Origin of the sequence: Achromobacter sp. Marseille-Q0513, assembly GCF_018195695.1 — a bacterium.
Lineage (GTDB): Bacteria > Pseudomonadota > Gammaproteobacteria > Burkholderiales > Burkholderiaceae_B > Achromobacter.
On sequence record NZ_JAGTJY010000011.1, the window covers coordinates 35910 to 56663 of the forward strand.

The following is a 20754-nucleotide window of genomic DNA, read 5'->3' on the forward strand; positions in this document are numbered from 1 at the left end:
GGCCGCATGCGCGGCGGCGGGCCTACCAGAACCAGCCGCCGCGCGTCAGGTCCTGTTCGCAGCTCTTGTACTGCGCGGTGTAACGCTCGGCGCGCGCCCTGACTTTCTGGGACACGGTCTTGAGCCAGGCCTTGCGGTCGTAGCTGCGGTTGCGGTAGCCGGTCCAGCCTTCGTGATAGTTCAGGTACTGGCCGTAGGCATCGGACTTGGCCACGCCGTTCAGGCGCTGCGTCTTGTGCATGTACCAGCCCATGAAATCGATCGCGTCGGCGAAGTTGTCGCGGCTGGAGCCCCAACCCCCGGCGTCCTTCTTGTAGTCGTCCCAGGTCTCGTCCTTGACCTGGGCGTAGCCGTAGGCGGAACTGACGCGGCCCCAGGGAATGAGGCCCAGGAAGTAATAGCGCGGCGGCACCGCGTCCTGCTTGAAGGAGGACTCCTGGTACATCATGGCCATGGGAATCGGGACCGGCGCGCCCCATTTCTTCTGCACCTTGAGGGCGGCGTCGTGCCAGTCCGGTTTTTCCCGGAAGATGGCGCAGATGTTGTCGGGGTTCGAGGGCGGCGCGGTGGCGCAGCCGGCGAGCGCCAGCAGCAGGGGCGGCATCAGGAGCCGGGTCATTGGCGGGGGTTCCTCCAGGCGCTCCGCCGGCGTCCCGGCGGGCTATCTGTGTCAATGTGTGCCCGGATTGTATAAAAACGTTTCGTCTTAAATGCGCCGGCTCGGTGAAAAATCGTGAAAAAGATCGCTCGGACTGTCATTTCTCATCAGACAGCGCACGATTGCGGCCGGATCCTCGGCGACAAGCTCGCGTCGGGCGCGGCGACCCGGCTCGCTCTAACAGATGGACACACGACGTCGGCGTCCGATGTTATCGGGGCCAGATACACGTGTTAATTTATGCGCCCGAGCGCAAGCGCTTGGGCCGTTTGGTCCCACCCTTCCTACTCGTCGAACACCATGCACACGAACGTTGATCGCGCCCTGGCTGTCTCTCTCCGGAAAACATGGGCTCCGGGCATGCTCGCCCTGGCGTTGAGCGCGGCCCTGGCCTTCGTCGCCGTGCCGGGCATCAGCGCCGCGCAATCGGCTCATGGACACCAGCCGGCCCAACCCGCGGCGATCCAGCCCCCCGCGACGCTGCCGGCGCCCGCGCCCGCCGCCGCCGCCCGCGCCGAACAGTCCGCCAGCGCCGGCGCCCTGGCGCCGGTACAGAAGACCGACGTCAAGGACCAGGCCGCGTATGAGCGGCTGCTGGGCAACAGCGGCATCACGCTGCAATGGCTCTGGTCGGCCTCGCGCGGCCATTTGACCGCCAAGGACGAGAACGGTGTGGTGCGCCTGGAAGGGACGCAGTCCAATTTCGAAGGCACGCTGAAGATCAAGGGCGAGGTCGTGTCCATCGGCAGCGACCGCTTCGTCCTGCGCGGCACCATCCTGATCCTGGACGCGCCGGACAAGGGCCGCCGCTGCGAGCGCACGGGCGACTACGAATTCCGCGCGACGGGCAAGCGCAAGTACTGGCGCATGCAGAAGATGGAAGCCTGCGGCGGCCTGACCGACTACGTGGACGTCTACTACTAAGCCTGCCGGGCCACTGTCCATCGCGCCACGCGGCGCAGCGGACAGGCCGCCAGCGGGACGTGCGACGCGCAAGATGAAAAAAGGCCCTGGATTGCTCCAGGGCCTTTTCGCTTGGTCCAGGCCCGAGGGCCTGGAGGGCGGCGCTTACAGCTCGACGACGTCGGCCACGTCCTTGTAGTCCGCGATCTTGTCGAAGTTCAGGTATTGATAGATCTGGTCGCCGCTCTTATTGATGACGCCCATGTCCACCATGTATTCCTCCTTGGTCGGAATACGGCCCAGCTTCGAGCAGATGGCGGCCAGTTCGGCCGAGCCCAGGTACACGTTGGTGTTCTTGCCCAGGCGGTTCGGGAAGTTGCGGGTGCTGGTCGACATGACCGTCGCGCCTTCGCGCACCTGCGCCTGGTTGCCCATGCACAGCGAGCAGCCCGGCATTTCGGTGCGCGCGCCGGCCGTGCCGAACACGCCGTAGTGACCTTCCTCGGTCAGCTGCGTGGCGTCCATCTTGGTCGGCGGGGCCACCCACAGCTTGACCGGGATGTCGCGCTTGCCTTCCAGCAGCTTGGACGCCGCGCGGAAGTGGCCGATGTTGGTCATGCAGCTGCCGATGAACACTTCGTCGATCTTGGCGCCGGCCACGTCCGACAGCGTCTTGACGTCGTCGGGGTCGTTCGGGCAGGCCACGATGGGCTCGTGCACGTCGGCCAGGTCGATCTCGATCACGGCGGCGTACTCGGCGTCGGCGTCCGGCTGCAGCAGCTTGGGATCGGCCAGCCAGGCTTCCATGGCCTTGATGCGGCGGCCCAGCGAGCGCTCGTCTTCATAGCCGTTGGCGATCATCCACTTCAGCATCACGATGTTGCTGTTGATGTACTCGATGATCGGTTCCTTGTTCAGGCGCACCGTGCAACCGGCGGCCGAACGTTCGGCGGAAGCGTCCGACAGTTCGAAGGCTTGCTCGACCTTCAGGTCCGGCAGGCCTTCGATTTCCAGGATGCGGCCGGAGAAGATGTTCTTCTTGCCCTGCTTGGCCACGGTCAGCAGATCCTGCTTGATCGCGTACAGCGGAATGGCGTTGACCAGGTCGCGCAGCGTGACACCGGGCTGCATCTTACCCTTGAAGCGGACCAGCACCGATTCCGGCATGTCCAGCGGCATCACGCCGGTGGCGGCGGCGAAGGCCACCAGGCCCGAGCCGGCGGGGAACGAGATGCCGATGGGGAAGCGGGTGTGCGAGTCGCCGCCGGTGCCGACGGTGTCGGGCAGCAGCATGCGGTTCAGCCACGAGTGGATCACGCCGTCGCCCGGACGCAGCGAAATGCCGCCACGGGTGCTGATGAACTCGGGCAGCGTGTGGTGCGTCTTCACGTCCACGGGCTTGGGATAGGCGGCGGTGTGGCAGAACGACTGCATCACCAGGTCGGCCGAGAAGCCCAGGCAGGCCAGGTCCTTCAGCTCGTCGCGGGTCATGGGGCCGGTGGTGTCCTGGCTGCCGACCGAGGTCATCTTCGGTTCGCAGTAGGTGCCCGGGCGCACGCCCTTGCCTTCCGGCAGGCCGCAGGCGCGACCCACCATCTTCTGGGCCAGCGTGTAGCCCTTGCCGGAATCGACCGGATCCTTGGGCAGGCGGAACAGCGTCGAAGGCGCCAGGCCCAGCGCTTCGCGCGCCTTGGCCGTCAGGCCGCGGCCGATGATCAGCGGAATGCGGCCGCCGGCGCGCACTTCGTCGAACAGCACGTCGGACTTCACTTCGAATTCAGCGATGACTGCGCCGTTCTTGATGGCCTTGCCGTCGTAGGGACGCAGTTCGACCACGTCGCCCATTTCCATCTGGGACACGTCCAGCTCGATCGGCAGGGCGCCGGCGTCTTCCATGGTGTTGTAGAAGATCGGGGCGATCTTGCTGCCCAGGCACACGCCGCCGAAGCGCTTGTTCGGCACGAAGGGGATGTCTTCGCCGGTGAACCACAGCACCGAGTTGGTCGCGGACTTGCGCGACGAACCCGTGCCGACCACGTCGCCGACGTAGGCGACCAGGTGGCCCTTTTCCTTGAGCGATTCGATGAACTTCACCGGGCCGCGCTTGCCGTCTTCCTCCGGCTGGAACGCGGCGCCTTCGCGCTTGTTCTTCAGCATCGCCAGGGCGTGCATCGGGATGTCGGGGCGGGTGGTGGCGTCCGGGGCCGGCGACAGGTCGTCGGTGTTGGTTTCGCCGGGCACCTTGAAGACGGTGATCGTCAGGCTCTCGGGCAGCTCGGGGCGGCTGGTGAACCATTCGGCGTCGGCCCAGCTCTGCAGCACGGCGCGCGCGTTGGCATTGCCCTTGTCGGCCTTTTCCTTCACGTCGTGGAAGGAGTCGAACATCAGCAGGGTCTTCTTCAGCGCCTCGGCGGCGATGGTGCCGATTTCAGCGTCGTCCAGCAGTTCGATCAGCGGGCCAATGTTGTAGCCGCCGAGCATGGTGCCCAGCAGTTCCGTCGCCTTGGCGCGGCTGATCAGCGCACAAGCTTCCTTGCCCAGCGCCACGGCGGCCAGGTACGAGGCCTTGACCTTGGCGGCGTCGTCCACGCCGGCAGGCACGCGATGCGTCAGCAGCTCGACCAGGTTCTGCTCTTCGCCGGCGGGCGGGTTCTTCAGCAGTTCGATCAGTTCGGCGGTTTGTTTGGCCGTCAAGGGCAGCGGGGGGATCCCCAGGGCCGCGCGCTCGGCGACGTGTTGACGATAAGTATCCAGCATGGAAGGCCTGCTCAAAGTCGGGTTGGAAGAAGGGTTACCGGACGGATTGTAGAGGCAAGGCCGGCCGCTCGCAAATGTCTTATATCTTATATAAGACTTGCGGCGACGCGACTGTTGCCAGCAGGCGACGGCATGGCCGCCGCCGATCCGACCCCGGTTGATTCAGGCGTCGCCCTTACTCGGGCACGGCGTCGTAGACCACCGCGACGCGCTTGAAATTGGCGCCGTATTGTTTCACGTCCAGCTGGAATGGCGCGCTGTCGCCGGGCGCCAGGCGCGGCAGCCGCAGCTCCTCGGAACGGGCGCCGGTCAGCTGGTCCTGGGCGTCGTACAGGCTGATCCAGACCTTGACCTTCTTGACCGCGGCCTGGTCGTCGTTGCGCACGCGTCCGTGGACCACCACATACTTGTAGCGGAAGCGGTAGCTGAAGTTCAGCGTGCCGGTGCCGACCGCGGCCTCGGTGTTTTCGACCGTCACCGCCAGCTTGGGGCGCGGGCCGGGCAGTTCGGTGCGCTTGGCGGGATTCCAGTCCGTCTTGACCTCGGTATAGCGCGCGAAGTCGCGCCCGACCAGCTCCACCGGCACGCGTTCGCCCGGATACAGATAGGCGGGCAGCTCCCAGGATTGGCGCAGCTCCAGCGGCTGCGAGCCGTCGAACACCGCGATCGAGGCGCGCGGGGACAGCGCGACATAGCGGTCGCTGGTGTTGCTGGCTTCGGCGTAGAGCCGGGGGCGGTCGATCTCGTCGAGCAGCCGGCGCGGCGCGCTGAGCTTGAGCTGCGCGGGATCGAACAGGGCGAAATTCTCGTCCAGCAGTTCCAGCGCGGTCAGCCGGGGCTTTGGAATCGCGCGGATGGCCGCCGGGCTGATGCGCTGCATCCGGCTGGCGGCGTTGGCCTGCGCGCTGGCGTCCTGGCCGCCGGACGCCGTGGTCTGGACCATGTATTCATAGGACGCGACCGCGCCATCGCCGTACAGCTCGCAGCGCACGTCGAAGGTGGTGGCGGCGCCGGCCGCCAGCGAGCTCGCCGCGCCGTAGCCGTTGCCGCTGCCGATCAGCTTGCCGCCGGCGTCGTACAGCATCACCGTGACCTGCGCGGTGGAGATGGCGCTGGCGCCTTCATTCTTCAGGATGCCGACCAGCCGGTGCGCGCCGTCGTTCTGGACCAGCTGCACCTTGCTGGCGGCGACCTGCCGGGTGATGGCGCTCATCGCGGGGCTGACCGAGCCGATGCGCAGCTCGTAGCGGCTGTAGGGCTGGCTGGGCAGGTCGATCAGCACCGGGCTGTACTCGCCGGGCAGCAGGGTGCGCGACAGCGGCGAGCCGCTGGCCGAGTTCTGCGCCAGGTCGCCCTGGTAGAACTGCGCGCTGACGCTGGGCGCGTTGATGGCCTTGCCGGTCTCGTTGCGCATCATCATCAGCAGCTGCTTGCGGCTGCCGTTGCCGATTTCCCGGGTGTCCGTCAGCTTCACCAGCGAGGCGTCGATGGGCGGGATGCGTGGCGCCGCCTGATACGAGGTGCGCGAGGAACCGTTCATCAGCGAGATGACCACGGGAATCGAGATCACGGCCACCGCGATCGCGGCGGCGGTGATGGCCAGATTGGGCTTGACGCGCGGCGTTGCCGGCGCCTGCATGCCGCGCAGGATCTGTTCCAGCCGCTCGGCGACGTTGTCCTCGACCAGCGTCACGGCCTGGCAGTGGGTGCAGCGGTATTCGTTCTGGTCCAGCTTGGTGAAGTGGCCGCTGCCGCAGTTCGAGCAGGTCAGGGTCACGGTATTGATGGTGGCGTGTTTGGCTGTCATGGACGCGGGCTGCGGGCGTATGGGTGTCTGGTGCGCACGCGGAGCCTGGGAGGGCGGGCGCGGCGGCTGCGCTGGCCGGCAAGGATAGCGGTGGAGCGGCCATCAGACATGGACGCTCGCATCCATTTGTGACAAAAGATGTGGAGCTGTCTGCTGAAGGGGCCGGGCAAGGCCCGGTGCTATCATCGCGTCCGTCTTCCACACGCCATCTGGCAAGCGCGTCCGCCGTTCCCAATCGTTTCCTACCTGGCCGCGCCGCGCGGCGGGCAGAGCCGAGGCAGGTCAGGCTCTTTCCCCGCATGAGCATCTACCAACATCTGCTGTTCCTGGCCTGCGTGGCACTCGCCACCTATGCGCAGACCATGACCGGTTTCGCCTTCGGCCTGGTGCTGCTGGGCCTGTCCGGGGTGTTCCAGCTGGCGTCGGTGTCCGAGGTGGCCAACGTGGTGAGCGTGCTGTCGCTGGTGAACGCGGCCGTCACGCTGGCCCGCGCCAAGCCGCAGGTCAACTGGCGGTTGCTGGCGCCGGCGCTGGGCAGCAGCCTTGTCGGCGTGGTCGCGGGCGTGTTCGCGCTGGCCTGGATCAGCGGTTCGATGGCCGTGGCGCTGCAATTGCTGCTGGGCGTGACCATCATGGCCTGCGCCGTCCTGCTGGTGGCGCGCGCCGAACCCTTGCCGCGCCTGTCCTCGCGCGGCTCCTTCGTCTTCTTCGGCAGCGTGTCCGGCCTGCTGGGCGGCCTGTTCTCCAGCGCCGGGCCGCCCATGGTCTATCATCTGTACCGCCAGCCGCTGCCGCTGGCGTCCATCCGCAACAGCCTGCTGATCCTGTTTTCGTTCAACGCCCTCGCGAGGCTGGGCCTGGTGACAAGCCAGGGCCAGTTCCAGGCCTCATCCTTCTGGCTGAGCGCGCAGGCATTGCCGCTGGTGATCGCCGTGACCTGGGCGGCGCGCCGCTACGGCAGCGCCGGATCGATGAAAACCGTCAGGCGCATGGTGTTCGTGCTGCTGCTGGCGGCCGGAGCAGGGCTGGTCGTGCCCGCCGCCCGCCAGCTGGCGGGCGGATAGGCGATGCGGGCGCGCTAGCGGTGTTCGCCGCTGATGTAGCGCTCCAGCTCGGTGATGATGAATTTCTGCTCGCTCATGACGTCCTTGACCAGGTCGCCGATCGAGACCAAGCCGACCAGCTTCTGTTCATGGATGACCGGCAGGTGCCGGAAATGGCGTTCGGTCATGAGCGCCATGCAGTGCTCGCGGGTGTCTTCCGGTCGCACGTAATAGACCGATTCAGTCATGATGTCGCGGACCTTGGTGGTGCGCGAGGAGCGGTCCTGCAGCACGATCTTGCGGGCGTAGTCGCGTTCGGTCAGCATGCCCAGCACCGTCTCGCCATCCACCACGACCACGGCGCCGATGCCGCGTTCGGCCATGGTGCGGATGGCGTCGTAGACGGAGGATTCCGGCGCCACCGTCACGACCGCCGGGTTGGACTTTTCCCTGAGAATCTCAGCCACTTTCTTCACGATGCGCTCCCGAATCGCTGCCTGGGTTCAAACCCTGGCCGCCCCGCGCGGCTGATGCCGTCATCGCCGCGAGGCGCGGTCCTGGCTCCATCCTAAGCCCGAGCCCCGACTTGCCGCAAGCGCGCCGGCGGAGCCGGGCGTCCGGGCGACTCGGACCTGTCATCCGGCGGCAACATCGCGCGTCTGGGCGTCGGCGGGTCGGGTAGCGACCCGCCGACGCCTGCTCCGGCTCAACGGATCAGGAAGCCGGCGCCGACCGGATCGTTCTGGTCGATCACCCAGCGCGCCGTGCCCAGGATGCTGGCCGTGCCCTTGACCGTGGGACGCACCGCGCGCGTGCCGTTCAGGTCGACCTCGCCCAGCAGGCAGCCCTCGAAGGTGCCGCTGCCCAGCAGGCCCTCGGAGCGGATCGGCTGGTTCAGGCCGAGTTTGCCGCGGGCCTCGAACATGGCCATCATCGCGCTGGTGCCGGTGCCGCCGGGCGAGCGGTCGAGCTGGCCGGCGCTGAACACGTGCACGTTCTTGTAGAAGGCGCCCTCGATGGTGGGCTCGTGCCAGAACGTGATGAAGTTCAGGTTGTTGATATGGGCCTCGGTCGGGTGCTGGATGCGCTGGCGGGCATTGAGCTGGTCGCGCACGATCAGGCCCATGCGCGACAGCTCGGTGCCGTTGTCCGGCGAGATGCGCAGGCCGCAGCGCGACAGGTCGACGATGCCGAAGTAGTTGCCGCCCCAGACGATGTCGGCCGACAGCGTGCCGTAGCCGGGCAGTTCCACCGGGATGTCCTGCGCGGCCACGTAGGCGGGCACGTTCTCGAAGCGCGTCCACAGCACCTGCTCGCCTTCCGAGGCGACTTCCGACACGACCAGGCCGGCGGTGGTCTCGAAGCGGATGCGGGTGATGCCGTCGGGGCCGCGCGGCACCAGGCCGTTGGCCACCATCGCCATGCTGACCGCGATGGTGCCGTGGCCGCACATGTGCGAATACTCGGTGCCGTCGATATAGATCAGGCCGGCGTCGAACTCGGGGCTGGACGGCGGCGTCAGGAACACGCCGAACATGTCCTTGTGGCCGCGTGGCTCGCGCATCAGCGCCTTGCGCAGCCAGTCATAGCGCTGCTCCAGGAAGGCGCGCTTTTCCAGGATGGTCGAGCCGGCGGGATAGGGGATGCCGCTGTGGACGATGCACAGGGGCTCGCCTTCGGTGTGGGTATAGATGACGTCGAACGCGTCTTGCTTGCGCATGGCGTGTGCTCCAGGCTTGGGGGTAGGGTAAGGGTTCATTTGCCGCGTTCGGACAGCATGTCCAGCCCGACGGTCAAATCGAGGATGACGATGGCGATCACCGCTACCGCGATCGTGGCGCCCGAGACGGCGGCGATGGTCGGATCGATCGTGTACTGCACGTAGTTGAAAAGCTTGACGGGAATGGTGTTCAGGTCCGCCGTGGTGTTGAAGATCGACAGCTCCACGTTGATCCACGACGAGATGAAGGCGAAGATCGATCCAGTCACGATGCCGGGCCGGATCTGCGGCAGCGTCACCAGGAAGAATGTGGTCCAGGGATTGGCGCCCAGGTCCGCCGAGGCTTCCTCCAGCGCGCGCTGCTCCGGCGTCAGGAGGCCCAGCGTGGCGCGCAGCACGAAGGGGGCGATGATGACGACGTGGCCGATCAGCAGCGACAGGAAGCTGCGCGTCAGGCCGAAGTACGCGCCGTACTGCAGCAGCGCCGCGCCCAGCACGATGTGCGGCAGGACCAGCGGCGACATCAGCACCGACGACAGCTCCGCCTTGCCCGGGAATTCGTGGCGCGCCAGCGCCAGGGCGGCGGGCACCGTAAGCAGCACCGCCGCCGCGGTGGCGGCCAGCGCCAGCACGGTGCTGGTGGCGAAGGCCGCCGCGTAGCCGGGTTCGGCCAGCATGGCGCGGTACCAGTCCAGCGTCCATCCCTGCGGCGGGAAAGCCAGGTAGGGCGTGGCGGTGAAGGACGCGCCCAGGATCACCAGCAGCGGCAAGGCCAGATAGGCGAGCACGCCCAGGGCGGACAGGCGGATCAGACAGCGGGCGATCATCGTGCGCCTCCGGGCGGAACGGCGGCGCGGTTGGCCAGCGCCACCAGGATCAGGGTCAGGACCAGCAGCACCATGCTCAGCGCGCCGCCGTAATGGAAGTCGAACACCGTGCTGTATTGCTGGAAGATCAGCATGGACAGCACCGTGACGCGTCCGCCGGACAGCAGCGCCGGCGTCACATAGGCGCTGACCGCCAGCGTGAAGACGATGATGGCGCCGGATATCACGCCCGGCAGCGTCAGCGGCCAGGTGACGTGCACGAAGGTGGCCGCAGGGCTGGCGCCCAGGTCCGCCGAGGCCTGCTCGCAGGCCGGATCGACGCGCGCCAGCGCATTGCCCACGGCCAGCACCACGAAGGGCAGCAGCACGTAGACCATGCCGATCAGGATGCCCAGCTCGGCGCCGATGAAGCGCACCGGCCGGTCGGCGGCGCCGGTCGCCATCAGCGCCTGGTTGACCAGCCCGTTGCGGCCCAGCAGCACCATCCAGCCGAAGGCGCGCACGATGTTGCTGGTGAACAGCGGCACCACCAGCAGGATCACGCAGGCCCTGCGCCATGCCCGCCAGCGCACCACCCGCACCAGATACCAGGCCAGCGGATAGCCCAGCGCCACGCAGATCACGGTGGTGTAGAAGGCCAGCCGGAACGTCACCAGGATCACGTCCCAGTGGTACTGGTCGGCCAGCACGCGCAAGTAGTTGGCCGGCGTCAAGGCCGTGCCCGACGGACCTCCGGTGATGCTGGCCAGCGCCACCACGGCCAGCGGGGCCAGGAAGAAGGCGGCGAAGAACAGCGCGGGCGCAGCCAGCAGCAGGGCGGGCGCGCGCAGGGAGCGGCGCGTCATGATTGGCCGCCGATCAGGTGCAGGTCCGTGGCCGCGAAGGCCAGCGTGGCGGCGTCGCCCGCGCGCAGCCCCGCCGGCGCGGAGCCGCCGTGCCGCGCCACCAACGTCTGTCCGTCCACGTCGACATGGATCATGCAGTGGCTGCCCACGTTGATCACGTCGCGCACCGTGCCGCGCAGCGCGCAGTCCGCGCCGGAGCCGTCTTGCGCGAGGCGCAGGTCTTCCGGACGCAGCAGCGCCAGGCCGCTGGCCGGCGCGTCGCCGGCCGCGCGCGTCACATGCAAGCCCTGTGCCTGCAGCCGCAGCGAGCCGTTCGCCTCGATGGCGTAGGGGATCAGGTTGGCGTCGCCGATGAACTCGGCCACGAAGCGCGAGGCCGGACGCCGGTAGATGTCGGCGCCCGCGCCGGCCTGTTCGATGGCGCCGGCGCGCATCACCACCACGCGGTCGGCCATGGTCATGGCTTCTTCCTGGTCGTGCGTGACGAAGACGAAGGCAATGCCCAGCCTGGCTTGCAGGTGCTTGAGCTCCAGCTGCATGCGCTTGCGCAGCTTCAGGTCCAGCGCCGACAGCGGCTCGTCCAGCAGCAGCAGCTTGGGCCGGTTGACGATGGCGCGCGCCAGCGCCACGCGCTGCTGCTGTCCGCCGGACATCTCGCGCGGATAGCGCGGCCCGAACTCGGCCAGGCCCACCATGTCCAGCGCCGCCCGCGCGCGCTCGGCGGCCTCGGCGCGCGACGCGCCCTGGCGGCGCGGGCCGTAGGCCACGTTGTCCAGCACGCTCATGTGCGGGAACAGCGCGTAGTTCTGGAACACCGTGTTCAGCGGGCGATGATGGGGCGGCAGTCGGCTGACGTCGCGGCCTTCGATCAGGATGCGGCCGGCATCCGGCGTGAGGAAGCCGGCGATCGAGCGCAGCAGCGTGGTCTTGCCGCAGCCGCTGGGGCCCAGCAGCGCGACGAACTCGCCCTGGTTGATGGCCAGATCGATGCGGTCCAGCGCCTGGTAGGCGCCGAAGCGCGTCGACACGCCTTCTATGGATAGCAAAGCGGACATGACGGTTCCTGCGTTCAGCGCTTGCGGGCGACCTGGCGGTTCCAGGCCTCGGTGACTTCGGCGCGGCGGCTGTTGATCAGGTTCCAGTCGAACAGGCTCAGGTTCTGCACCGAGCCCTCGGCGCCCCAGGGCAGCTTGCGCGCCACGTCGGGCGGCACCTGGGTGTTCTTGACGGCCGGACCCAGGTAGAGCCGCTGCGCCAGGCAGGCCGCGGCCTGCGGCGTGAGCGCGGTGTCGATGAAACGCTGCGCGGCGGCCTTGTTCGGCGCGCCCTTGACCAGGTGCAGCCGGGCGTCGGTGGCCCAGGCGCCTTCCTTGGGCACGGCGAAGCCGATCGGCAGGCCCTTGTCGATCAGGTCCCAGGCGCCCACGTTGAAATGCGCGCCGATCACCGCTTCGCCGCTCTGGTAGGCATTGGTGGCCGCGCCCGAGCTGTCGAAGTACAGCGCCGTGTCCAGCGTGGCGAGCTTGGCGTAGAGCGGAGCCAGGTTGGACGGATCCACCGACCAGACGCGCGCCAGGAAGAACACGAAGGGCACGCCCGAGGAATTGGCGGGCGAGGGCAGGGCCACCGCGCCGGCGTATTCGGGCCGCCATAGATCCTTCCAGCTGGCCGGCGGCTGCTTGACCTCGCGCGTGTTGTAGACGATGCCCAGCGAGTAATAGCCGGAGCTGACCGCGTAGGCGGCGCCGTCCTTGCGGTACACGCCCTGGTCGATCACGTTCTTCAGGTTCGGGATGGCGGCCGGGTCCAGCGTGTCCAGCACGCCGGCCTGCTCGGCCAGCTCGCTGATGCCGCCGTCCAGCCAGGCCACGTCGATGGTGGGCGCCGCCTTCTGCTGCTGGAGCTTGGCCAGCGTCGTGGTCGAGGTGCCGACCTCCGGCGACACCTGCACGCCGGTCGCCTGGGTGTAGGGCTCGGCGACGCAGGCGCGGAACGCGTCGCCCCAGTTGCCGCCGTACCAGGCGACGGTGATCTTCTGCTGCTGCGCGCCAGCCAGCGGGGCCGTGATCAGCCCCGCGGCGAGCAAGGCGGCGCCAGCGGCGCCGCGGACGAATGTTGCCATGTCGGATTCCCCTTGTAGTTTGTCGATCCGTGATCTGGACACTGTCTAGCCACATCAACATCTTGGTGGATGCCCGGGAAAACCAGCTTGAAGGCGCGGGACATAAATTTGAATAATTGCGTCATGCAGCCGCCGCTTTCCGCCCCTACCGAGCCCGTTCCCTATGAAGACGATGCCGATGCCCCGGCTCGGGGAAAACCCGCGCTCGCGGTCGGCATCGTGCTGCTGGACCAGTTCACGCTGGCCGCCTTCGCGGGTTTCGTCGACGCCTTGCGCCTGGCCGGCGATCACGGCGGACGCAGCCGGCAGATCCACACGTCCTGGCGGGTGATGAGCTGGGACGGCAAGCCGCGATGCTCCAGCGCGGGCCTGACCATCGACGTGGCGGCAGGCCTGCCGGACGATCCCGAGCAGTTCGACTACGTGGCGGTCTGCGGCGGCAACGACTACATCAACGGGCACATGCCGGAGCCCTTGCGGGACTGGCTCCGGCTGGCCGCCGAGCGGCGCGTGCGGTTGCTGGGCATCTGCACCGGCACCTTCGCATTGGCGCAGGCCGGCGTGGTCGGGCCGCGCACGGTCTGCGTGCACTGGAACGTGCTGGAAGCCTTTCGCGAACGCTTTCCGCAGACCCGCGCCGTGGTCGACCGGCTGTTCATCGACGAGGGCGACCTGATTTCCTGCGCGGGCTCGACTGCCGCGATCGACCTGGGCCTGTATCTGGTGGCGCGCCATTGTGGCCGCGACAAGGCGCAGCAGGCCATGCGGCACATGATGCTGCAGGGCGTGCGGCCGGCGCGCGTGCCACAGGCGCATTTCCGCAGCGACCTGTCCGGCATCCAGGATCTGCGCGTCAGGCAGGCCGCGCATTTCATCGAGCAGCGCATCGACAATCCGCCGCCGCTGGACGCCATCGCCCGTTATGTCGGCGTCGGGCGCAGGCAGCTGGAGCGGGCGTTCCGCATGGCCACGGGTTTATCGCCGATGGCATTCCAGCGCCAGTTGCGCCTGGAATATGGCTGCTGGTTGCTGCTGAACAAACCCGGCAGCATTACCCAGGTTGCGCTGGATTGCGGTTTTGCCGACGGCGCGCATTTCTCGCGGGACTTCCGCGCGCATTTTGGCGTGTCCCCGCGCCAATATCTGCAATCCGGGTCGGCCGTCGCGCGCGAACCCGATTCCATGGGCGGTCTGGCGACGGTCTGAATCAATCAGGTTTTACCTGGCGCGCATGCCGGTTGCTCGCCGGCATATACGGGGCGTACCCGTGATAACCCTAGGAAATTAATGTATTTTCAGCTTGTCGCAAGCCTCGCGCGGCCGGTTTTCCTATTTTTGTAACCCGTTGATATTTTTTTGGAATCCATGGCCTGGAAAATATTGAGAATGGCGCCTTTTTGAGATTAAATATTTTCGACTGGATACATTCTGCTGTTTTTTGTTTTCAGTAGACCTACCGTCATCGCGGGGATGGCGGAAAACGTAGGCGGCCTGTGGCGCGGCGCGGCGCGCACAGCCGGATCGCGGGCGCGCAGACGGTTTTCCTGATTGTTTTGCGGTTGTTTGTCGGTGTCAGCAGTTTCGTCCATCCCTCGCAGGAGGCGTCATAATGCATTGGCTTACCCTCAACCGCCTGCTCCGCGCTGAACGCGGCATGCAGAAAGCGGATCTATACGGTCAGATCGCGGCAATCCACAAGGCCCAGGCAGTCATCGAGTTCGATCTTCAGGGTCATGTCCTGATGGCGAACCAGAATTTCCTGGACACCATGGGTTATTCCCTGGACGAAGTCCTGGGGCAGCATCACCGCATGTTCATACGCCCGGAAGAACGTGATTCCGCGGCCTACGCCGAGTTCTGGGACAAACTGGGGCAGGGCGCCTACGACTCCGGCCGCTATCGCCGCGTGCGCAAGGACGGCAGCGATATCTGGCTGCAAGCCACCTACAGTCCGATCTGTGACAAGCGCGGTCGCCCGTTGAAAGTGATCAAGTACGCGACCGATATCAGCGAACAGCAGCAGCGGCAGGCCGATTTCGAAGGCCAGCTGGCGGCGATTTCCAAAGTCCAGGCGATTATCGAGTTCGAGCTGGATGGCACGATATTGCGCGCCAACGAACTGTTCCTGGACGCGATGGGATACCGCGCCGACGAGGTCGTGGGCCGTCATCACAGCATGTTCGTCACGCCGGAGGAGGCGCGCGGCGCCGCCTACCAGGAGTTCTGGCGCAAGCTGCGCGAAGGCCGCCATGACGCCGGGCAGTATCTGCGTATCGGCAAGGGCGGCCGGCAGGTCTGGATCGAGGCCAGCTACAACCCCATCCTCGATGCCGAGGGTCGGCCCTTCAAGGTGGTCAAGTACGCCACCGACATCACCAAGCGCTTCACCGCCGCGCAGACGCTGCGGGTCACGGTGCAGGGCTTGACCGAGAATGCCGAACGCGCGTCCCAGGCCAACTCGCTGGCGCAGGATGCCTGCAAGGTGGCCGAAGAGGGCGGCCGCACGGTGCAGGACGTGGTGCGCACGATGTCCGCCATCACCGACAGCTCGCGCCGCATTTCCGAAATCATCGGCGTGATGGACGGCATCGCCTTCCAGACCAACATCCTGGCGCTCAACGCCGCGGTCGAGGCGGCCCGGGCCGGCACGCACGGCAAGGGTTTTGCAGTGGTTGCCGCCGAGGTACGCAGCCTGGCGCAGAACAGCGCCGCGGCGGCCAAGGAGATCAAGGGGTTGATCACCACATCGGTGGAGCAGATCCAGGCGGGAGCGGTACAGGTCCAGTCGGCCGGCAGCACCATGGATGACATCGTCACGTCGTCGCACCGGGTCACCGAGATCATGGGCGAGGTGGTCCAGGCGTCGCTGGCGCAGTCGTCCAAGCTCGGCGACGTGACCGAAGACATCACTGCGATGACCGCCGACGCCGCCCAGGTGCTCAGGCAATCGACGGCCGAGCGCGAGGTGCGGCCGGTCTCCGTGGTCAAGCCGGTGGCGCAGGGCGTGCGGGCGCGCCCCGCGGCCAATACGCCCATGCCGTCCAAGCCGGTGCTGGAGTACGTCCGCTACTGAGGGGCGCGGCGGGCAGAGGGCGGGATGCGCTATAAAGTGCGTCTTGCCTGAACTTCGCGGGCCCGGGCGGCAAGATCGCCGTCCGGGCCCGCCGCCATTGCCACGCCCATGACCGAATCCGAAGCCCTGGCCCTTGCCTCGCACCGCCATTACAAGGGCGGCCTGTACCGCTATGTGGGCGAAGCCCGCCATTCCGAAACGCTGGAAACCATGGTGGTGTACGAACACCTGTGGCCGCATGCGCGCGGCTTGTGGGTGCGGCCGGCGGAGATGTTCTTCGGCCAGCTGGCCGACGGTTCGCCGCGCTTCGCGCCGCTGGACGCCAAGTGAGCGGCGCGCGCGCCTTGCCGGCGACCCTGGCCGCCGCGCTGCATGCGCTGCGCGGCCCTTTCGTCGTGGCCGACCTGGAAACCACCGGCCTGTCCACCGCCAGTTGCGAGATTCTTGAAATCGCCGCGGTGCGCGTGCAGGCCGATGGCGCTTGCGAGCGGGAATATGCGCAGGTGGTGCGCACACGGGGCCGGGTGCCGCCGTTCATCAGCCAGCTGACCGGCATCACGCAGGCCGAAGTGGACCGGTTCGGCGTCCCCGTGAGGCAGGCGTTCTCGTCCTTCCTGGATTTCGTCGAGGACCTGCCGGTGTTCTTTCACAACGCCTCGTTCGACCGGCGTTTCCTGGCGGCCGCCTCGGACCAGACCGGGCTGGCCTTCGCCAATCCGGTGCACTGCACGCTGGCGCTGGCGCGTCGCGCCTGGCCGGAACTGCCGTCCCATAAACTGGATATCCTGGCCCGCCATGTGGGCGCGTCGGATCCGACGCACCGCGCCTTGGCCGACGTGCGCACGACGGTGGCGGTGGCGCTGGCCGCCGGGGCCAGGCTGGCGCGGGCTTGATGCCCGCCCGATGACTGCGGGAGCGCGACATGAGCGATTTGCGGGAGATCACGGCGGCGGTGCGGCGATTCACCGAGGAAAGGGAGTGGCAGCCCTTCCATACGCCCAAGAACCTGGCGATGGCCCTGGCCGGCGAGGCGGGCGAGCTGCTGGCCCTGTTCCAGTGGCTGACCGCCGAAGAGTCCCGCGGCCTGTCGCCCGCGCGGCTGGCCGAGGTGGCCGACGAGATCGCCGACGTGCAGATGTACCTGGCTGCGCTGGCCGATCAGCTGGGCATCGACATCGCCGGCGCGGTCTCGGCGAAGATGGCCAAGAACGCGCTGAAATATCCGGCGGATCGCTTTCGCGGCAGCGCGCGCAAGTATGACGATCCGCCCGAAACGGACTGAACGCTACAGCACCTTCTGCTCGTGATGCACCTGGGGCGGCTCGACGAAGAAGCCCGCCACGAGCTTGCGCCATTCCTGGAAATCGCTGGATTCGCGGAAGTCCACCATGTGGTTCTCGACGGTTTCCCAATCGACCACGAGCGTGTAGCGCTGCGGCTGTTCGATGCTGCGGTAGAGCTGCATGTCGTGGCAGCCGCGGGCGCGCAGGAACAGGGGCTTGGCTTGGGCCACGCCGGCCTCGAACAGCGCCTCCTGGCCTTCGCGGACGTGAATGCTGGCGATCTCCTGGATCATTCTGGGTCTCCGTAGGAATGGGGCCGGGCGCAATCCCGCCGGCCGGAGTAGTATGGCTGAAAAACTCCGCACGCGTCGCCCGAGGGCAGGCGCGCCAACCCCGTTCCGGCCCCATCGATGACCCGAGTCGCCACCTTGCCGCGCCTCATCGCTGTCCGACTGCTGTGGTATGCGGCGGTTGGCACGGTTGCGCTGGTCGCCTTCAAGCTGCACACGCAGTTCGGGGCCGACGTGTTGCTGACGGCGATCGCCGCCTACGTGCCCTTGTCCCTGTCCTTCCTGCCCGTCCTGGCCTGGCTGTGCGGCCGCCGGCGCGGATCCGGGCGAGCGGGCGCGGAAGCCGCGCCGGGCTGGCCCGGATACCTGGCCGCCACGACCGGCATTGTCATGCTGGCCGGCTATCATGTGGCGGCCGCGCCGTACCTGGCCGAATGCGGCATCCTGCTGTTGCTGGTGGCGGCCGATCTGTGGCTGGTTCGCAAGGAGTCGGCGTACTTCCTGGCCCTCGCCGGCTGACATTTCCTTTCCCGGCCAGATCCTCTCCCGACGCCTCCGACGCCGTGCCTGCCGCCTTCGCCTCGCGACGCCATGACCTGGACTGGATACGCGCCGGCGCTTTCGCGCTGCTGATCCTCTACCACCTGGGCATGCTGTACGTGCAGGGGTGGGGGTGGCATGTCAAGAGCCGCTGGACCACGCCGGCCCTGCAGGCGCCGATGCTGCTGCTCAATCCGTGGCGGCTGACCCTGCTGTTCTTCGTGTCCGGCGCGGTTTCCGCCCACGCCTTGCGCAAATTCGGCGCGGCAGGCTTTGCGCGCGAGCGCAGCTACAGGCTGGCGCTGCCCTTGCTGTTCGCGATCTTCATCGTCGTGCCTTTGCAATCGTATGCGGAGCTGTGGCACAAGGTTGACTACCGCGGCGATTTCCTGACGTTCTATGTCGAGCGCTACCTGACCTTCGGCAACCTGGCGCCGATCTACGGGCCCGAGGCCGCGGGTTTCTATCTGCCGACCTACAACCACATGTGGTTCGTGCTGTATGTGCTGGCCTACGCGCTGGTGGCGGCCGCCGTGCTGGCCGCGGCGCCGCGCCGGCTCACGCAGGCCTGCGCGCGCTGGACGGCGGGCATCGGCGCCTGGGTTTTCCTGATCGTGCCGGTGGTGGCGCTGGGTCTGGCCCGCGCGTGGCTGGGACGCGCCTATCCGGAAACGCATCTGCTGGTCGACGATTGGCATGCCCATCTGCACTATGGCCTGGCCTACGCGCTGGGGCTGGCGGCGGCGGGCGCCGACCGCCTGTGGCCGGAACTGGTCCGGTTGCGGCGGCTGATCCTTGCCGTTGCCCTGGCGTGTTTCGCGCTGCGGCTGATCGTGGTGCTCAAGCTCTGGCCGGCTCTGTCCGCGTCCGTTTGGGGCGAGGCGTTTGCGCGTGAAGCCTATGCCTGGACCGTCATCTGCGTCATCCTGGCCTATGCCCGCGCGGGCCTGGATCACGACAGCGCCTGGCGCGCGCCGGTCAATCAGGCCATCTTCACGTTCTATCTGTTTCACCAGACCTTCATCATCGGCGCCTGGTGGCTGGTGCAGCGCTGGCAGCCGGGGCCGGTGCTGGAGCCCGCGCTGGTCATGTCGTTGACGCTGGCGGGATGCTGGGCGGCCTATGTGTTGGCGCTGCGCAGCGGTCCGCTGCGACCGTGGTTGGGGCTGCGGCCCTTGCCCGCTGCGGCGCGGGCCCGAGCCGAGACGGCGTAGTCCGCTGGTTTGCGCAGCGCAGCACCTGCTGCTTTCGTCGGTGCCTGCTGACAAACAGCCTAACGCGCATCTGCCAACCGCGGACCCGCATGCGCGCTAGGCAAGGCGGGCGAGTCCCGCGGCTTCCCTGCCCTCCATAGTGTTGAGCCGCGCCGGCGGATTGGGCCAGGCTGCCCTCCGTTCATCCTCCATATGCATGGCCCGCGCGTCCGCGCACGCAAGATGTCCGCGACTTTGGCGACATTGTGGCGTGCTTGCGCATGGCGCCAGTCGGACGGTCCGCCGTTTAACCGATATCGACACACTTTGGACGGCGCAATCATTCCGTACCAATACGAAAGTTCCACGCGTCCTGCCGCGGCATGACGGGGCTGCTGGAGAAGTAGAGGTCCGCGCCGGTCGGCCACCGGCAGCCTGTACATCCGTATCCACGGATCAGGAGGAGCTCAAATGAAAAAGCTCGCAGCAGTCGCAGTCCTGTCGATGTGCGCCGCTTCCGCGTACGCGGCGGGTCCCGGACCCAGTGTATCCATCTCGGGTTATAGCGGGAACATCCATGGCACCGTGTCATCCGTGTCGAACGGCAGTTCGGTGGTTTCCACCCAGGTCAACGGCTATGGTTCGTCCAGCCAGACCTCGTTCGGCGAAACGGGCGGCGTGGCACAAGCCAGCGGGTCTTTCAGCACCAATGGCATCGAGACCGTCACCAGCACGCGGCAATACGCCACCAGCGATACCTACGGCCACGTGAGCGGCAATGCGCCGATCATGGTGGGCGACAGCATCGCCAATGGCGGCGCCACGTTCGAGAAGACCGACACGAACGCTTCCGCCACGGGATCGTTCCATGCGGCGACTTTCGGCGCGACGGCGTCGATCCAAGGGATCGGAGGGATTGGCCACTTCCAAGGGTTCAACCACTGAGCCAGCGTTCCGGACGGCTTCGGCCGTCCGGGCAAGGGGACATCATGAAGACCATTGTTCTTGCCCTATCCCTGTCGCTCGCGGCGTTCTCAGCCACGGCGCAGACCAACAGCGCCTCGTCGTCCACCACGTCCGCGACCTCGGGCGCGACCAACGCCGGCAACACGCAAGGCATCACGTTCAATTCCAAATCCGACGCTTCCGGCACCTTGCGCACGGCGCCCGCCATGGGTGGGCAGAGCTTCTACGGCTCGTTCTCTTCGGACAGCTGCATGGTGTCGGCGGGCGGGGGCGGCTCGGTCGTCGGCTTCGGCATGAACGTCGCGTTCCCGATCGAGGATCAGAAGTGCAGCCTGCGGCGCAACTTCGAACGCACCATGCAGGCGGCGGCGTCCACCAAGGATCCCGACCGCTCGCGCCGGCTGGAAACCGCGGCCATCGACATTCTGTGCCAGACGGACGATCGGACCAAGGCCGCGCTGGTGGCCCAGGGGCTGTGCACCAATCCCGCCCTGACCACGGCTGATCCCCGCTTCGACAATCCCGCCGTGGCGCAGCCCTCGGCGCCGGCCGCCGCGCCGCCCGCCTCGCCGGCCGCGCTCGCGCCCACGCCGCAGACGCCGGTCGCCCAGGCCTTCCCGGTGCAGTCGGTACAGAGCGGCGCCATGAGCTCGCCGCCGCTGCGCAACCCGCGCCTGGATCGGCAGGGCATGCTGGATATGTACTCGCCGGGCTGACGCGCATGGAC

At 67.3% G+C, this 20754-nt stretch carries 21 protein-coding genes; 11 read left to right on the top strand and 10 right to left on the bottom strand.

Annotated features, from left to right (window positions below):
- Positions 1 to 22: 22 nt before the first annotated feature.
- Positions 23 to 619, bottom strand: coding sequence for a hypothetical protein (locus KDH83_RS04515; RefSeq protein ID WP_212313068.1), 597 nt, complete (start codon positions 617 to 619; stop codon positions 23 to 25).
- Between the two features lie 399 nt (positions 620 to 1018).
- Between KDH83_RS04515 and KDH83_RS04520 the strand changes: the two genes are divergently transcribed.
- Positions 1019 to 1582: a hypothetical protein gene (locus tag KDH83_RS04520; protein WP_212313069.1), complete on the top strand. Its 564-nt coding sequence runs from the start codon at positions 1019 to 1021 to the stop codon at positions 1580 to 1582.
- Positions 1583 to 1726: 144 nt separating this feature from the next.
- Here KDH83_RS04520 and acnB read toward each other — a convergent pair whose 3' ends face one another.
- The gene (acnB, locus tag KDH83_RS04525) at positions 1727 to 4318 is read right to left on the bottom strand and encodes a bifunctional aconitate hydratase 2/2-methylisocitrate dehydratase (protein WP_212313070.1); all 2592 of its coding nucleotides are present in this window, start codon (positions 4316 to 4318) and stop codon (positions 1727 to 1729) included.
- A 175-nt stretch (positions 4319 to 4493) separates the two neighbouring features.
- Positions 4494 to 6125: an FxLYD domain-containing protein gene (locus KDH83_RS32445; protein WP_249204835.1), complete on the bottom strand. Its 1632-nt coding sequence runs from the start codon at positions 6123 to 6125 to the stop codon at positions 4494 to 4496.
- A 299-nt stretch (positions 6126 to 6424) separates the two neighbouring features.
- Here KDH83_RS32445 and KDH83_RS04540 point away from each other — a divergent pair, with 299 nt between their 5' ends.
- A complete protein-coding gene (locus KDH83_RS04540) occupies positions 6425 to 7189 on the top strand; it encodes a sulfite exporter TauE/SafE family protein (protein WP_212313071.1) in 765 nt (254 codons plus the stop codon).
- A gap of 14 nt (positions 7190 to 7203) precedes the next feature.
- Here the strand turns inward: KDH83_RS04540 and KDH83_RS04545 are convergent, their stop codons facing one another.
- The 6 genes from KDH83_RS04545 to KDH83_RS04570 form a co-directional block, all read right to left on the bottom strand.
- Complete coding sequence (locus KDH83_RS04545; protein WP_212313073.1) at positions 7204 to 7644, bottom strand: CBS domain-containing protein; 441 nt, start codon at positions 7642 to 7644, stop codon at positions 7204 to 7206.
- A 230-nt stretch (positions 7645 to 7874) separates the two neighbouring features.
- Positions 7875 to 8888: a proline racemase family protein gene (locus KDH83_RS04550; RefSeq protein ID WP_212313075.1), complete on the bottom strand. Its 1014-nt coding sequence runs from the start codon at positions 8886 to 8888 to the stop codon at positions 7875 to 7877.
- 35 nt (positions 8889 to 8923) lie between these two features.
- Positions 8924 to 9715 carry an ABC transporter permease gene (locus tag KDH83_RS04555; RefSeq protein WP_212313077.1) on the bottom strand — a complete coding sequence of 264 codons (792 nt, stop codon included), beginning with the start codon at positions 9713 to 9715 and terminating at the stop codon, positions 8924 to 8926.
- On the bottom strand, positions 9712 to 10560 hold the full coding sequence (locus KDH83_RS04560) for an ABC transporter permease (RefSeq protein ID WP_212313078.1): 849 nt from the start codon (positions 10558 to 10560) through the stop codon (positions 9712 to 9714). Before KDH83_RS04560 ends, KDH83_RS04555 begins: the two co-directional genes overlap by 4 nt.
- Positions 10557 to 11615, bottom strand: coding sequence for an ABC transporter ATP-binding protein (locus tag KDH83_RS04565; protein WP_212313079.1), 1059 nt, complete (start codon positions 11613 to 11615; stop codon positions 10557 to 10559). Before KDH83_RS04565 ends, KDH83_RS04560 begins: the two co-directional genes overlap by 4 nt.
- A 14-nt stretch (positions 11616 to 11629) precedes the next feature.
- Positions 11630 to 12682, bottom strand: a complete 1053-nt coding sequence (locus KDH83_RS04570) for an ABC transporter substrate-binding protein (RefSeq protein WP_212313080.1) — start codon at positions 12680 to 12682, stop codon at positions 11630 to 11632.
- 123 nt (positions 12683 to 12805) lie between these two features.
- On the opposite strand from KDH83_RS04570, the gene KDH83_RS04575 reads away from it, so the two are divergent.
- From KDH83_RS04575 to KDH83_RS04595, 5 genes are all read left to right on the top strand, one after another.
- Complete coding sequence (locus KDH83_RS04575; RefSeq protein WP_249204838.1) at positions 12806 to 13888, top strand: GlxA family transcriptional regulator; 1083 nt, start codon at positions 12806 to 12808, stop codon at positions 13886 to 13888.
- 403 nt (positions 13889 to 14291) lie between these two features.
- Complete coding sequence (locus KDH83_RS04580; RefSeq protein WP_212313082.1) at positions 14292 to 15755, top strand: methyl-accepting chemotaxis protein; 1464 nt, start codon at positions 14292 to 14294, stop codon at positions 15753 to 15755.
- Between the two features lie 108 nt (positions 15756 to 15863).
- Positions 15864 to 16085: a DUF1653 domain-containing protein gene (locus KDH83_RS04585; RefSeq protein ID WP_212313083.1), complete on the top strand. Its 222-nt coding sequence runs from the start codon at positions 15864 to 15866 to the stop codon at positions 16083 to 16085.
- Entirely contained in the window at positions 16082 to 16648 is a 567-nt protein-coding gene (locus KDH83_RS04590) for a 3'-5' exonuclease (protein WP_349291600.1), read from the top strand. Before KDH83_RS04585 ends, KDH83_RS04590 begins: the two co-directional genes overlap by 4 nt.
- A 29-nt stretch (positions 16649 to 16677) precedes the next feature.
- Positions 16678 to 17037 carry a nucleotide pyrophosphohydrolase gene (locus KDH83_RS04595; protein WP_212313087.1) on the top strand — a complete coding sequence of 120 codons (360 nt, stop codon included), beginning with the start codon at positions 16678 to 16680 and terminating at the stop codon, positions 17035 to 17037.
- Positions 17038 to 17040: 3 nt separating this feature from the next.
- On the opposite strand, the gene KDH83_RS04600 is transcribed toward KDH83_RS04595, so the two are convergent.
- Entirely contained in the window at positions 17041 to 17331 is a 291-nt protein-coding gene (locus tag KDH83_RS04600; RefSeq protein ID WP_212313089.1) for an antibiotic biosynthesis monooxygenase family protein, read from the bottom strand.
- A gap of 117 nt (positions 17332 to 17448) precedes the next feature.
- Between KDH83_RS04600 and KDH83_RS04605 the strand changes: the two genes are divergently transcribed.
- The 4 genes from KDH83_RS04605 (at position 17449) to KDH83_RS04620 (ending at position 20743) form a co-directional block, all read left to right on the top strand.
- Positions 17449 to 17847 carry a hypothetical protein gene (locus tag KDH83_RS04605; protein ID WP_212313091.1) on the top strand — a complete coding sequence of 133 codons (399 nt, stop codon included), beginning with the start codon at positions 17449 to 17451 and terminating at the stop codon, positions 17845 to 17847.
- A 44-nt stretch (positions 17848 to 17891) separates the two neighbouring features.
- A complete protein-coding gene (locus KDH83_RS04610) occupies positions 17892 to 19082 on the top strand; it encodes an acyltransferase family protein (protein WP_212313093.1) in 1191 nt (396 codons plus the stop codon).
- 450 nt (positions 19083 to 19532) lie between these two features.
- Positions 19533 to 20006 (top strand): hypothetical protein, encoded by a 474-nt coding sequence (locus KDH83_RS04615; protein ID WP_212313095.1) that lies wholly within the window; start codon positions 19533 to 19535, stop codon positions 20004 to 20006.
- Positions 20007 to 20050: 44 nt separating this feature from the next.
- Complete coding sequence (locus tag KDH83_RS04620; protein ID WP_212313096.1) at positions 20051 to 20743, top strand: hypothetical protein; 693 nt, start codon at positions 20051 to 20053, stop codon at positions 20741 to 20743.
- Positions 20744 to 20754: the final 11 nt, after the last annotated feature.

Excerpts from the sequence above, each read along its gene's own strand:
- KDH83_RS32445 (WP_249204835.1), bottom strand. The coding sequence starts at position 6,125 with ATGACAGCCAAACACGCCACCATCAATACCGTGACCCTGACCTGCTCG.
- KDH83_RS04565 (WP_212313079.1), bottom strand. The coding sequence starts at position 11,615 with ATGTCCGCTTTGCTATCCATAGAAGGCGTGTCGACGCGCTTCGGCGCC.
- KDH83_RS04515 (WP_212313068.1), bottom strand. The coding sequence starts at position 619 with ATGACCCGGCTCCTGATGCCGCCCCTGCTGCTGGCGCTCGCCGGCTGC.
- KDH83_RS04620 (WP_212313096.1), top strand. The coding sequence starts at position 20,051 with ATGAAGACCATTGTTCTTGCCCTATCCCTGTCGCTCGCGGCGTTCTCA.
- KDH83_RS04550 (WP_212313075.1), bottom strand. The coding sequence starts at position 8,888 with ATGCGCAAGCAAGACGCGTTCGACGTCATCTATACCCACACCGAAGGC.
- KDH83_RS04595 (WP_212313087.1), top strand. The coding sequence starts at position 16,678 with ATGAGCGATTTGCGGGAGATCACGGCGGCGGTGCGGCGATTCACCGAG.
- acnB (WP_212313070.1), bottom strand. The coding sequence starts at position 4,318 with ATGCTGGATACTTATCGTCAACACGTCGCCGAGCGCGCGGCCCTGGGG.
- KDH83_RS04575 (WP_249204838.1), top strand. The coding sequence starts at position 12,806 with ATGCAGCCGCCGCTTTCCGCCCCTACCGAGCCCGTTCCCTATGAAGAC.
- KDH83_RS04605 (WP_212313091.1), top strand. The coding sequence starts at position 17,449 with ATGACCCGAGTCGCCACCTTGCCGCGCCTCATCGCTGTCCGACTGCTG.
- KDH83_RS04585 (WP_212313083.1), top strand. The coding sequence starts at position 15,864 with ATGACCGAATCCGAAGCCCTGGCCCTTGCCTCGCACCGCCATTACAAG.
- KDH83_RS04580 (WP_212313082.1), top strand. The coding sequence starts at position 14,292 with ATGCATTGGCTTACCCTCAACCGCCTGCTCCGCGCTGAACGCGGCATG.
- KDH83_RS04520 (WP_212313069.1), top strand. The coding sequence starts at position 1,019 with ATGCTCGCCCTGGCGTTGAGCGCGGCCCTGGCCTTCGTCGCCGTGCCG.
- KDH83_RS04615 (WP_212313095.1), top strand. The coding sequence starts at position 19,533 with ATGAAAAAGCTCGCAGCAGTCGCAGTCCTGTCGATGTGCGCCGCTTCC.
- KDH83_RS04560 (WP_212313078.1), bottom strand. The coding sequence starts at position 10,560 with ATGACGCGCCGCTCCCTGCGCGCGCCCGCCCTGCTGCTGGCTGCGCCC.
- KDH83_RS04540 (WP_212313071.1), top strand. The coding sequence starts at position 6,425 with ATGAGCATCTACCAACATCTGCTGTTCCTGGCCTGCGTGGCACTCGCC.
- KDH83_RS04555 (WP_212313077.1), bottom strand. The coding sequence starts at position 9,715 with ATGATCGCCCGCTGTCTGATCCGCCTGTCCGCCCTGGGCGTGCTCGCC.
- KDH83_RS04600 (WP_212313089.1), bottom strand. The coding sequence starts at position 17,331 with ATGATCCAGGAGATCGCCAGCATTCACGTCCGCGAAGGCCAGGAGGCG.
- KDH83_RS04570 (WP_212313080.1), bottom strand. The coding sequence starts at position 12,682 with ATGGCAACATTCGTCCGCGGCGCCGCTGGCGCCGCCTTGCTCGCCGCG.